Below are 12,565 nucleotides of genomic sequence, written 5' to 3'. Positions count from 1 at the left end.
ACCGACCAACCGTTATGACAAAACACCCGCCGATCGGCCCGAACAGCCCAGATCGACGGGTGTTTCAGTAAGCCGGCCCTTTAACGGACGGAACGCCGCACATCGGCTAGCACAGCCGGCAGCAGCGTGCCGACCTGAGAGCTGGACATGCCGGGGCGGATGCGCCGGTCGTAGAGCATCGACACGACAGCCCGATCGAAGGGCATGAAGCGATCATGGCGCGAGCGATCGTTGAACACCGAGGCATAGAGCGCGTTATTGTCGTTCATCGGGCCGAGACCCTGCAGGATTTCTTCCACCATGCAGCGATGGAACAGACTGTCGCCCTCGTCGGACACGATCACCGCCGTGGAATGGACGATACCGAGCGAGCTCGGATAGACGCGCACTAGGCACTGTCCCGGCGCGGCGCCATGTGTTCCTTCGAGCACGTCCGACTGCACAACGCCGATATAATCGGCACGGTCGACGACATACACGGTGAAATTGGGATTTTCGCCTGGCCGAGCCATGCGAATGTCGAGCCCTTTAACGAGGCGCGGCAGGCGGGAGACGAATCCGGCGATATCGCGCTGGCGGTCCTTGTCCGCGACATTGACGACGCGGAGGCGCACGGGGCCTTCGAACTTCTTGACGGCGCTGCCCGCCGACGCACTGCCGTATTCGACACCGAACACGGTTTTCCGGAAGCCATCCATCAATTCGTCGTCGGAAAAGCCGACGATGCCTTCAGCCCGCACCGGACTGACGCAAAAATGACTGGCCGCAGCCAGCCCCACCACGAGCAGCATCAGCCCGAATACTGTCCTGAAAGCCACCATGACCACCTCGCCGCAGGGGATGGAAACGCCTCGAACTCAGGGGAAGAATTAACCAGAGCTTACCTCACGTCAATTCATCTGATCACGGATGCGTGACGCAATTGTGATCATTGACAGCCAACAATTAGGCACAACATCCTCCGACACTCGCCCAACGGATTGCTCCGATGCCGGCCGGCAGCTTGGCAATCGCGTCCCTTTCGTGCAAAACGAAAGGCGAACAGCCGGTGCCCTGCACCGATTCGACTTCGTGGCCTCACGACCACTTCTGCCTTCGTGAGGCGGGGCAAATATCGGAGTCGAACCACTAGACCGCCGGAGACGATCGAACCCCATGACTGAAGAGAGCCGCCTCGTCACGGGCGAGAAGCGCGCCGAGGATTTCGAGCAGTCGATCCGGCCGAGTGCGCTTTCCGAATTCGTCGGCCAGGCATCGGCGCGCGCCAATCTCCAGGTGTTCATCGAGGCTGCCAAGGCGCGCAAGGAGGCCCTCGATCACGTGCTGTTCGTCGGCCCGCCCGGCCTCGGCAAGACCACATTGGCGCAGATCGTTTCGCGGGAACTCGGTGTCAACTTCCGCGCCACCTCCGGTCCGGTGATTGCCAAGGCCGGCGATCTCGCCGCCCTTCTCACCAATCTCGAAGAGCGCGACGTCCTGTTCATCGACGAGATCCACCGCATGAGCCCGGCGGTGGAAGAAATCCTCTATCCGGCGATGGAGGATTATCAGCTCGACCTGATCATCGGCGAAGGACCGGCCGCGCGTTCAGTCCGGATCGATCTCGCCAAGTTCACGCTGGTCGGCGCCACTACCCGTCTCGGCCTGTTGACGACGCCGCTCCGCGACCGTTTCGGCATTCCCATCCGTCTCGAGTTCTACACCACCGAGGAGTTGGAGCTGATCGTCCGGCGCGGTGCACGCATTTTCGGCATCGGCATTTCCGATGATGGCGCCAACGAAATCGCCAAGCGCTCGCGCGGCACGCCGCGCATCGCCGGCCGCCTGCTGCGCCGTGTCCGCGACTTTGCCATCGTCGCCGGCGCCGAGACGATCACCGCCGAGATCGCCGACCGGGCCCTGCTTCGGCTCGACGTCGACCCTATCGGCCTCGATGCGCTCGATCTTCGCTACCTCAACACCATCGCCTTGAGTTTCAACGGCGGCCCCGTCGGCATCGAGACCATCGCGGCGGCTATCGCCGAGCCGCGCGACGCCATTGAGGACATCGTCGAGCCCTATCTGATCCAGAAAGGCTTCGTGCAGCGCACGCCGCGCGGCCGCCTGTTGACGCCCCACGCCTTCCGCCACATGGGCTTCGCCGTGCCTAAATCCGCCGAGGAAGCCCAGTTCACGCTGTTTTCCAGCGGCGAGGAGGAGTGACATGACCCGCGCGCTCGTCATCATTGATGTGCAGGCCAACCTGTTCGACACGCCGCGCGCTTACCGGATCGACGAAGTAGCCGCCCTGCTCGGCCGCAAGGCCGCCGAGGCGCGCGCCGCCGGCGTACCGGTGATCTTCATTCAGCATGAAGAGCTCGGCTCAGAGTGGGAACGCGGCACGCCCGGCTGGGAGTTTCATTCGTCGCTGGCGCCCAAGCCTGGCGACACCGTGGTCGCCAAATCCTTCTGCGACGGCTTCCGGGACACCGAACTTGCCGCCACGCTTCACCGGCTCGGCGTCGACGGCATCGTGGTCGGCGGCTACGCCACCGATTTCTGCGTCGACACCACCGTCCGCGCCGCCGCCTCGCGCGGCATTGCCACCACCGTCATCGCCGATGGACACACGACATCGGAGCGGCCGCATCTGCCGGCCGCCGACGTGGTGCGCCATCATACGTGGGTGTGGTCGCGATTCGACGCGCCGGTTTCGGTCGCTCCCGCCGAGGAAATCGCATTTTGACCGTCCACCGCCTTGCCGTCCGCGTTTATTTTGAAGACACCGACGCCGGCGGCATTCTCTACCACGGCAGCCACATGCGCTTCTTCGAGCGCGGACGCACCGAATTCCTCCGCGATCTCGGCATCAGCCAGAGCCTAACCGCCGACCGTACGGATCCAAACGCACTGCTGTTCGTCGTCCGACGGTTTGCCATCGAATACAAGAGGGCCAGTTTTCTCGACGACCTTCTGACGGTGGAAACCGAAATCGGCGCCATTTCCGGCCCGCGCTTTACGGTTGCCCAGCGCCTTCTGCGCGGTGACGATCTCATCGCCGAGGCCGAAGTCGAGGTGGTGGCGACCGGTGGCAACGGCCGGCCGCGCCGCCTGCCGCCGGCCATGGCTGCCCTCATTGAGAGCGCGCGTTGAAAGCCGCATTCTGGTAAACCTTCCTTAACCATACCATAGGATGACAGGAACGGGACCCCGGCGCCGTCGGCGGCGGAACCCGTCCCGGCGGCAGAGGGGCGAAATACCCCAGTTTTCCTGACCGTCAAGTCCCGTTTTCGCCAAATTTGGGCGGCATGTGGAAAGCCTAGGCATCAACGCATGCCGCCACAGCCTACCCCGGCCGACGCGACTTGGCGCCAAGAGATCGCCGCCCCATCCTGAGGACAACGGAACACACCATGAATGCGGTCGAACTGACCCAGAACGCGCTCGCAGCACCGGCCGCCGAGGTGTCCGTCTGGGCATTGTTCTGGCAGGCGAGTTTCATCGTCAAAGCGGTAATGCTCGGCCTGTTGGCCTCGTCGGTCTGGTGCTGGGCTATCATCGTCGACAAGATCATTGCCTATAACCGTGCTCGCCGTTCGATGGACCACTTCGAGAAGGTGTTCTGGTCCGGCCAGTCGCTCGAAGAACTCTATCGTTCGCTGACGTCCCGTTCCAACGAGGGGCTCGCCGCCATCTTCGTTGCCGCCATGCGGGAATGGAAGCGCAGCCACGAAGCTGGCCGCGTCTCCTTCCAGGGCATCACCGATCGTATCGGCAAGGTGATCGACGTCACCATTTCCCGCGAGATGGAGCGTCTTGAGGCACGTCTGATCTTCCTGGCCACCGTCGGCTCAGCCGGCCCGTTCATCGGCCTGTTCGGCACCGTCTGGGGCATCATGAGTTCGTTCCAGGCCATCGCCTCGTCCAAGAACACCAGCCTCGTCGTGGTGGCGCCGGCCATCTCCGAGGCGCTGCTCGCCACCGCCATGGGCCTTGCCGCCGCCATTCCGGCGGTGCTCGCCTACAACAAACTCTCCGCCGATGCTGCCAAGCTCGGCTCCCGCATGGATGGCTTCGCCGACGAATTCGCCGCCATTCTGTCCCGTCAGATCGACGATAGGAGCTGACCGATGGGCATGGGCGTTCCAGGAGGTGGATCCTCAGGAGGCAGTCGTCGCCGCAGGCGCCGTCATGCCAGTGGCGTGATGAGCGAAATCAATGTGACGCCGATGGTCGACGTCATGCTGGTGCTGCTCATCATCTTCATGGTGGCCGCGCCCCTGATGACCGTCGGCGTGCCGATCGATCTGCCGGAGACCGCCGCCAAGCCGATGGAAGGCCAGACCGACCCGATCAACATCTCGGTCGACGCCGCCGGCAAGGTATTCATCCAGGACAGCGAGATTTCCTACGACGAGTTGGTTCCCAAGTTGATGGCGGTCGCCAAGAACGGTGTTGAGGAACGCATCTACGTCCGCGGCGACAAAGCCGCCGACTACGGCATGGTGATGCGTGTCATGTCACGCATTTCCGCTGCCGGCTTCAAGAAAATCGGTCTGATCACCCAAGAGGAAACGGGGACGGCTGCGGCGCCGTCCAACTGATACATGCGCATAGGTCTTACGACATCCGTCATCGGTCACGTCCTGCTGTTCGTCTGGGGATTCGCATCCTTTTCAGGCGCGAAGCCGTTTGACGTGACGCCGATCGACGCCTTGCCGGTCGACCTCGTGCCGATCTCCGACGTGTCGAAGATCGCCGAAGGCACCAAGACCGCGCCAAAATCCGACAATGCCTCGCAGGCCAAGGTGAAGCCGCCGATACCGAGGCCCGACTCGCAGCGGGCCGGCGCCGCCAAGAACGATCAATCAGCGCCGATCACCGAGAAGGCCACCGATACGGCTGCGGCCAAAACGGCCGACGCGCCACCGCCACCGCCCAAGGCCGCGCCACCCAAGCCGGTCGAAACGCCGCCGCCGCCCGCCGAAAAGCCGGCCGAGCAGAAGGTAGCGACGGCCGAGGACGCCCCCAAGGCTGACACCGGCGAAATTGCCGAAAAGATCAAGGAAGCTGAAAAGCCGGTGCCGACGCCGCCCAAGCCGCCGCCGGTAAAGCCGAAGCCGCCGGCCCCGACACCGACAGAGGACACGGCCGACCAGCCGGACAAGACGGACGCCAAACCGGTCAAGGAAAAGCCAAAGCAGACGCAGAAGGATTCCAAGAGCAAGGATTTCGACCCCAACGAGATGGCGGCGCTGCTCAACAAGGTCGATCCGTCCGGCGGTGGCGGCAAGGAATCCGACAAGGAAGCCTCGCTGGGCTCGGAGAACCGGACAGGTCCGGTGGCCGAGATGAGCCAGAGCGAGCTCGATGCACTGACCGCCGCCGTGACGGCCTGCTTCAATCCGCCGGTTGGCGCCGAAGGCGTCGATCAAATGGTCGTGCCGCTGCGCGTGACCTTCACCATCGATGGCGACCTTGCCGCGCCGCCCGAGATCAAAGCAGTTCCTGCCGGCCCGGCCGGTCAGGCGGTCGCCGAGGCGGCCGTGCGCGCCGTCCAGCGCTGCGCGCCCTACCCGTTCCTGCCAAAGGACAAGTTCGACAACTGGCAGGTCGTGAACATGAATTTCACCCCGCCATCGTCCTACTGACGCGGCGAGCCAATTAAATCGACCCGGGCCGCACCATTCGATCGGAGCACGTCCGGAACATCCGTTTGGGAGCACCTCAGGATGCGAAAACTGGTCCGAACTCTGTTTGCCGCGTTGGCAGCCGTTGCCTTCGTCACCGCAGCGGCGCCGTCCAACGCTGAAATCACCATCAACATCAACGGCGGCAACGTTCAACCGCTGCCGATCGCCATCCCGAATTTCGTAGGTGGGGCTGACACGGCCGCCGTCGGCCAGCAGATGGCCGGTGTCATCGCCGCCGACCTGCAGCGCTCTGGCCTGTTCCAGGTCCTCAATCAGGCCTCCTACGTCGACCGCATCACCGACCCCAACGCTGTGCCCAACTTCCAGAACTGGCGGGCGATCAACGCCCAGGCCCTGGTGTCGGGCGGCATCGTCCGTGCCGCCGATGGCCGCCTACAGGCCGACTTCCGCCTGTGGGACGTGTTCGGCGGCGCCCAGCTGGCTGGTCAGCAGTATTTCACGACGCCGGAAAACTGGCGCCGCATCGCCCACATCATCGCCGACGCCATCTATGAGCGGCTGACCGGCGAGAAGGGCTATTTCGACACCCGCATCGTCTTCGTCGACGAAAGCGGCCCCAAGGGCAACCGCGTCAAGCGCCTCGCGCTGATGGATCAGGATGGCGCCAACGTCCGCTATCTCACCAATGGCAAGGACCTCGTCCTGACGCCGCGCTTCTCGCCGACCTCCCAGGTGGTCACCTACATGTCCTTCGGCACTGCCGAGCCGCGCGTCTATCTGCTGAATATCGAAAGCGGCCAGCGCACCCTCGTCGGCAACTTCCCGAACATGACCTTCTCGCCGCGCTTCTCGCCGGACGGCAATTCGGTGATCATGAGCCTCGAGCAGGACGGCAACGCCAACATCTACGCGATGCCGATCGGCGGCGCCCCGGCGCGGCTGACCAACACGGCGGCGATCGACACTTCGCCCTCCTATTCGCCTGACGGTTCGCGCATCGTCTTCGAGAGCGACCGTGGCGGCAACCAGCAGCTCTACGTCATGAGTGCCGGCGGTGGTGGCGCCACGCGCATTTCCTTCGGCAACGGCCGCTACAGCACGCCGGTCTGGAGCCCGCGTGGCGACCTGATCGCCTTCACCCGCCAGTCCGGCAGTGGCTTTGCCATCGGCGTGATGAAGCCGGACGGCTCGGGCGAGCGCATTCTCACCGAGGGCTTCCATAACGAAGGCCCGACCTGGGCGCCCAACGGCCGCGTCATCATGTTCTTCCGTGATTCGGGTGGCCCGAACGGCGGCCCGCAGCTCTTCTCGGTCGACCTGACCGGTCGCAACGAGCAGAAGGTTCCGACCCCGAACTTCGCCTCCGACCCTGCCTGGTCGCCGCTGCTCAAGTAACGAATTCGGCGCGCCGGACGCCCGTCCGGCGCGCGTTTACCATCAAAAGGCCGGGATCCCGAGATTTAGTGCTTTATTAACCACGTCTTTGAACGTGCGCTTAACCAAAGCCGTTTACCAAGACTCTCGAAACATCCGGTCAGAACGTATTCGAGGATTACCGGTATCATGACGACAGCCACCAGAATATTTAGCCGCCGCGCAGCGCTTGCCCTCGGCCTTGCCCTTCTCGCCGCCGCTTGCGCCAAGAGCCCAAGCGAGCTCGACAACCAGCTCGGCGCTGGAGCCGGCGGTGCCGGCGCCGCGACGCCCGGCAGCGCCCAGGACTTCGTGGTCAACGTCGGCGACCGCGTGTTCTTCGACACCGATTCGACCTCGCTCAACACCGAGGCCCAGACCGTTCTCGGCCGGCAGGCCCAGTGGCTGGCGCTCTATCCGCGCTACACGGTCACCGTCGAGGGCCACGCCGACGAGCGCGGCACCCGCGAATACAATCTCGCCCTCGGCGCCCGTCGTGCCAAGGCCGCCCAGGACTTCCTGGTTGCCCGTGGCGTGACTGCCAACCGCATCAAGACCATTTCCTACGGCAAGGAGCGCCCGGTCGCCCTCTGCGACCAGGACAGCTGCTGGGCGCAGAATCGCCGCGCCGTCACCGTGCTGAACACGGGCGGCTAATCTAGAGCCGCCACCGCCGCCTCACCCCAGGCACGATCATTCCCGGAATCCCCTATGGGACTCCGGGATTTTCGTATCGCGGCCGCAATAACGCCGAAGTCCGGCGCTTAGTTACGCGGGAGTGGCCGACACCACGATCCCAATCTCCGGAAGTCCGACCGCCGCCGTCCGAGGGGTTGCGCCGTGAACGGCAACATGGTCCTGTCTTCGATGAAGGCGCCATCCGGCTGGCGGACCACCGGCCGCACGGGAAGGCGCCGCTAGATTGCCTGGGATATTCGCGCTGATGACCAGCCGCCTTTTTCGTCCACCGAGCCGCTTCCGTTTCGCCGCGCTGGCTGCCGCCGCGCTTGGTGCCGCCTTGCTGACCACCGCGCCCGCCTCGGCGGGCCTGTTTGGTTCCGACCCGACGCCGCCGGCCAATATTCCCGTCCAGCAGGACGCAGCGCAGCAAGCGGTTCGCCTGGACAACATGGAACAGCAGGTGCGCCAGCTCAACGGTCGCATCGACGAGCTGACGCATCAGATCGATCAGCTGCAGAACCTGTTGAAGCGCGCCCAGGAGGACACCGAATTCCGCCTTCAACAGCTCGAAGGCGGCGGTAAGAGCCAGAAGCGCTCCGAAGCCACCTCGCCGGCAACGCCACCGGCCGCCAGTACGACCACCACCGCCAACACGGCGCTTCTGAACAGCGGCGCCCCGATGGATTCGGTTGGCGAAGGCGGCACGGTGCCGGCCGGCTTTGCCATCGATGCGCCCGGCGCGGTGGCCACCGCCCAGCCCGCCGCCGATGGTTCGCTGGGCGCACCGCCCGCTCCGCTCGGCACGCTTCCCAGCACCGTCGCCTCCGACACCGGAGTACCCTCGGCGAGTGCCGTCGGCGGTCCGCTCGATCTGTCAGCAATCGCCCGCGGCGAACTGGCCCCGAACAACCCAGCCATCGCCACCTCCGGCGGCCTTGCCGCCGCCGCGAGCCAGGATCTCGCGGTGGGCAGCGGCTCGCTTGGAGCGGGTACACTGGCCCCGCCGCCTACCGGCGTGCCGGCTACACCCCAGCAACAGATGGCCTCGGTGGCGCCGACCGCCGTCGATCCGGGTGCCGATTACGACCGCGCCTATTCCTCCATCGTCGGCGGAGACTACGCGGCGGCGGAGACCGGCTTCAAGAAATTCCTCGCCGATTTCCCGGGCGACCCGCGTGCCGCCGATGCGCAATACTGGCTTGGGGAGAGCTATTACTCGCGCCACCAGTATCGCGACGCCGCCACCTCCTATCTCGCCACCTACAAGAATCATCCGACCAGCCAGAAGGCGCCGGACAGTCTGTTCAAGCTCGGCCTGTCGCTTGAGGGCCTCGGTGAGACCACTGCCGCTTGCGCCACCTATGGCGAACTGACCAAGAAGTTCCCCAAGGCACAGTCCGGTCTCGTCTCGCGCGTCACCACCCGAAAGCAGAAACTCGGCTGCAGCTGACATGAATGACCGTCCCACCTCGCCCGATCTCCTGATGGCGAAGTTGCGCGACCGTCTGTTTGCTCCGCTCGCCGGCCTTTGCCGCGTCGGCGTCGCCGTTTCCGGCGGCCCGGATTCGACCGCCCTGCTCATTCTGTTCGATCTTTGGAGGCGCGAGAGCCCGGCCGCGCCCGTCCTTCATGTCTTGACCGTCGATCATGGCCTCAGGCCGGAAGCCGCTCGCGAGGCCGATGCCGTCGTCAGCCTCGCCGCCCGCCTCGGTCATCCGGCCGAAAAGCTCGTCTGGCACCACGATGGTCCGCCACCGACCAGCGACATTCAGGCCGAAGCTCGGACTGCCCGCTATCGCCTGCTCGTCGAGGCCGCCCATCGGCACCGGCTCGACGCCGTCCTGCTCGCCCACACGCTCGACGATCAAGCCGAAACGCTGCTGATGCATCTGGCACGCGGATCCGGCGTCACCGGTCTCGCCGGTATGCCGGCCGAACGAACGATTGACGGCGTCCGCTTCCTGCGTCCGCTTCTCGGTACGGCCAAGGCCGACCTGATCGCCGTCCTCGAAGAAGCCGGCGTCCCCTATATCACCGACCCCTCCAATGCGTCGGATCGCTACACGCGCGTTCGCATCCGCAAGGCCCTGCCGACATTCGCCGCCCTCGGTCTCACCGCCGATCGCCTGGCCGGCACCGCCCAACGCATGGCCCGCGCCGAAGCAGCGCTACGATCAGCAACCGACGATCTCCGCCGCCGCGCGGCCATCGATCATGGCGGTGTCTGGTCGGTCGACAGGGCGGCGCTCGCCGCCGCGCCCGACGAAATCGGCCTCCGCCTGATTATTCAGCTGATCCGAGCCATCCGTCCGTCGGACTATCCACCACGCGCCGATGCCCCGGAGGGGTGGCACGCCGCCTTCCGTGCCGATGCCGCGCCCCGGCGCGCCACCATGGCCGGCGTCGTGCTGCATCTGCGCCACGACAGCCTCTGGCTCTATGCCGAGGCCGGACGCGTCGGCTTCCCGGAGCTCGTCGTCGAAACCGACGGCGACCATGTGTGGGACAACCGGTTCACGGTCACGATCACCTGCAGCGAAGGCCACCACCTGATGATCGGCCCGAGCGGCCCAGGAACGCGAAGCGGTGACATGCCCGCGGCCGCCATGGCGAGCCTTCCCACCGTCACCGCCGCCGACGGCGGCGACCTGCCAGCCCGATTGGCGGTCACAATTCGTCCGATCGACCGGCAATTGTCTCTCGAAAGCGAGGATTGCCGGCCCGTGGCTTGGCAAGGCAGCACCGACAACCTATCTTAACCCGACATGGGCTAAGGGTGATGGGGGCCAAACCTACTCGCCTGGCCCTTCCCGCATCGCGCGATGCGCCTCAAAGGTCGACGATGAACGCAAATTTCCGCAACTTCGCACTCTGGGTCATCATTCTGTTGCTGCTGGTCGCGCTGTTCCAGCTGTTCCAGGGCTCGGACACTCGCCAGCCCGGCAACGACGTGGCCTTCTCGGAGTTCCTCAAAAACGTCGATCAAGGCTCCGTGCGCGACGTGACCATCGTCAATCAGACGATTTCGGGTCATCTGCAGAACGGCTCGACCTTCCAGACCTATGCGCCTTACAACGCCGACTATATCGGCGAGCTGACCAAGGCCGGCGTCACCATTGTCGCCCGTCCGCCCACCGAGAGCATCTCGCTGATCGGCACGCTGCTCAACTGGCTGCCGATGCTGATCCTGCTCGGTCTCTGGATCTTCTTCATGCGGCAGATGCAGGGAGGCGCAGGCGGCAAGGCCATGGGCTTCGGCAAGTCCAAGGCCAAGCTTCTGACCGAGGCGCACGGCCGCGTCACCTTCGACGACGTCGCCGGCATTGATGAAGCCAAGGAAGACCTGCAGGAAGTGGTCGAATTCCTGCGTGATCCGCAGAAGTTCCAGCGTCTCGGCGGACGCATTCCGCGCGGCGTGCTGCTGGTCGGTCCTCCCGGCACCGGTAAGACGCTGACCGCCCGCGCCGTCGCCGGCGAGGCCAATGTGCCCTTCTTCACCATCTCCGGTTCGGACTTCGTCGAAATGTTCGTCGGCGTCGGCGCCTCGCGCGTTCGAGACATGTTCGAACAGGCCAAGAAGAACGCGCCCTGCATCATCTTCATCGACGAAATCGACGCGGTCGGCCGCCATCGCGGTGCCGGCCTCGGCGGCGGCAACGACGAGCGCGAGCAGACGCTGAACCAGTTGCTGGTGGAGATGGACGGCTTCGAGCAGAACGAAGGCGTCATCATCATCGCCGCCACCAACCGTCCGGACGTGCTTGATCCGGCCCTGCTGCGTCCCGGCCGCTTCGACCGCCAGATCACCGTGCCGAACCCGGACGTCAACGGCCGCGAGAAAATCCTGAAGGTGCACGTGCGCAAGGTGCCGATGGCGCCCGACGTCGACCTCAAGATCCTCGCCCGCGGCACGCCCGGTTTCTCCGGCGCCGACCTGATGAACCTGGTCAACGAGGCCGCATTGCTGGCTGCCCGCCGCAACAAGCGCATCGTCACCATGGGTGAGTTCGAGGATGCCAAGGACAAGGTGATGATGGGGGCCGAGCGCAAGTCGCTGGCCATGACGGCCGAGGAGAAGCGCAACACCGCCTATCACGAGGCCGGCCACGCCATCATCGCGCTGATGCTGGACAAGACCATCGACCCGATTCACAAGGCGACCATCATTCCGCGCGGTCGTGCGCTCGGCATGGTGATGACCTTGCCGGAAAGCGACCGCTACAACTGGACCTATGAGAAGGCGGTGGCTCGCCTGACCATGCTGTTCGGTGGCCGCGAGGCGGAGATCCAGACCTTCGGGCCCGAAAAGGTCACCACCGGCGCTGCCGGCGACATCCAGATGGCCACCAGCCTCGCTCGTTCGATGGTGATGGAATGGGGTATGAGCGAGAAGCTCGGCCGCGTCCGTTACCGGCCCAACGAGCAGGAAGTCTTCCTCGGCCATTCGGTCAGCCAGTCGACCAATATGGCCGACGAGACGGCCAAGCTGATTGACGAGGAAGTGCGTCGCTATATCGAGGAAGGCGAGCAGAATGCCCGCCGCATCATCACCGAGAACCACGACAAATTCGTCGCCATCGCCGAGGCGCTGCTCGAATTCGAGACGCTGACCGGCGAGGAACTGCGCGGCATCATGAACGGCCGCTCGCCGGTGCGTGACGCCTTCGACGACACGACGCCGCCGCGTGGCTCGGCAGTTCCGACCACCAAGCCGCGTCCGAAGGGCGAAGAGCCCGACGGCGCCACGCCGCAGCCGACCGCCTGATCGGCACGAACGAACCAAATGAAAAGGCGCCGGACCATGGTTCCGGCGCCTTCTTTTTTGCCCCAGGCAGTAG

Annotated in this window: 12 protein-coding genes; 11 read left to right on the top strand and 1 reads right to left on the bottom strand. The window is 64.9% G+C overall.

Translation table 11 applies throughout. From position 1 onward, the window contains the following. Positions 1 to 80: 80 nt before the first annotated feature. Positions 81 to 821, bottom strand: coding sequence for a DUF2927 domain-containing protein (locus G522_RS0120475; RefSeq protein ID WP_026792637.1), 741 nt, complete (start codon positions 819 to 821; stop codon positions 81 to 83). 334 nt (positions 822 to 1,155) lie between these two features. Here G522_RS0120475 and ruvB point away from each other — a divergent pair, with 334 nt between their 5' ends. The 11 genes from ruvB to ftsH all read left to right on the top strand — a co-directional run bounded on the left by ruvB (position 1,156) and on the right by ftsH (position 12,492). Continuing rightward, entirely contained in the window at positions 1,156 to 2,202 is a 1,047-nt protein-coding gene (gene ruvB, locus G522_RS0120470; RefSeq protein WP_026792636.1) for a Holliday junction branch migration DNA helicase RuvB, read from the top strand. 1 nt (position 2,203) lies between these two features. Then, entirely contained in the window at positions 2,204 to 2,725 is a 522-nt protein-coding gene (locus G522_RS0120465; RefSeq protein WP_026792635.1) for an isochorismatase family protein, read from the top strand. Beyond that, positions 2,722 to 3,132, top strand: a complete 411-nt coding sequence (locus G522_RS0120460) for a YbgC/FadM family acyl-CoA thioesterase (protein ID WP_026792634.1) — start codon at positions 2,722 to 2,724, stop codon at positions 3,130 to 3,132. The genes G522_RS0120465 and G522_RS0120460 overlap by 4 nt, the downstream gene beginning before the upstream one ends. A gap of 275 nt (positions 3,133 to 3,407) precedes the next feature. After that, positions 3,408 to 4,106: a protein TolQ gene (gene tolQ / locus G522_RS0120455; RefSeq protein WP_210162953.1), complete on the top strand. Its 699-nt coding sequence runs from the start codon at positions 3,408 to 3,410 to the stop codon at positions 4,104 to 4,106. A gap of 3 nt (positions 4,107 to 4,109) precedes the next feature. After that, positions 4,110 to 4,583 (top strand): protein TolR, encoded by a 474-nt coding sequence (tolR, locus tag G522_RS0120450; protein WP_026792632.1) that lies wholly within the window; start codon positions 4,110 to 4,112, stop codon positions 4,581 to 4,583. 3 nt (positions 4,584 to 4,586) lie between these two features. Continuing rightward, positions 4,587 to 5,630, top strand: a complete 1,044-nt coding sequence (locus G522_RS0120445) for a hypothetical protein (protein ID WP_026792631.1) — start codon at positions 4,587 to 4,589, stop codon at positions 5,628 to 5,630. An 81-nt stretch (positions 5,631 to 5,711) separates the two neighbouring features. Continuing rightward, positions 5,712 to 7,028, top strand: coding sequence for a Tol-Pal system beta propeller repeat protein TolB (tolB, locus tag G522_RS0120440; RefSeq protein ID WP_026792630.1), 1,317 nt, complete (start codon positions 5,712 to 5,714; stop codon positions 7,026 to 7,028). A gap of 168 nt (positions 7,029 to 7,196) precedes the next feature. Continuing rightward, positions 7,197 to 7,703: a peptidoglycan-associated lipoprotein Pal gene (gene pal, locus G522_RS0120435; protein WP_026792629.1), complete on the top strand. Its 507-nt coding sequence runs from the start codon at positions 7,197 to 7,199 to the stop codon at positions 7,701 to 7,703. A 286-nt stretch (positions 7,704 to 7,989) separates the two neighbouring features. Then, positions 7,990 to 9,177, top strand: a complete 1,188-nt coding sequence (gene ybgF, locus G522_RS27930) for a tol-pal system protein YbgF (RefSeq protein ID WP_051228943.1) — start codon at positions 7,990 to 7,992, stop codon at positions 9,175 to 9,177. Between the two features lies 1 nt (position 9,178). Next, the gene (gene tilS / locus G522_RS27925; RefSeq protein WP_051228941.1) at positions 9,179 to 10,486 is read left to right on the top strand and encodes a tRNA lysidine(34) synthetase TilS; all 1,308 of its coding nucleotides are present in this window, start codon (positions 9,179 to 9,181) and stop codon (positions 10,484 to 10,486) included. 83 nt (positions 10,487 to 10,569) lie between these two features. After that, positions 10,570 to 12,492: an ATP-dependent zinc metalloprotease FtsH gene (ftsH, locus tag G522_RS0120420; RefSeq protein ID WP_026792628.1), complete on the top strand. Its 1,923-nt coding sequence runs from the start codon at positions 10,570 to 10,572 to the stop codon at positions 12,490 to 12,492. Positions 12,493 to 12,565 lie beyond the last annotated feature (73 nt).

Origin of the sequence: Pleomorphomonas oryzae DSM 16300 (assembly GCF_000422965.1) — a bacterium.
Classification (GTDB): Bacteria; Pseudomonadota; Alphaproteobacteria; order Rhizobiales; family Pleomorphomonadaceae; genus Pleomorphomonas; species Pleomorphomonas oryzae.
This window is presented reverse-complemented; position numbering and strand designations above follow the sequence as displayed.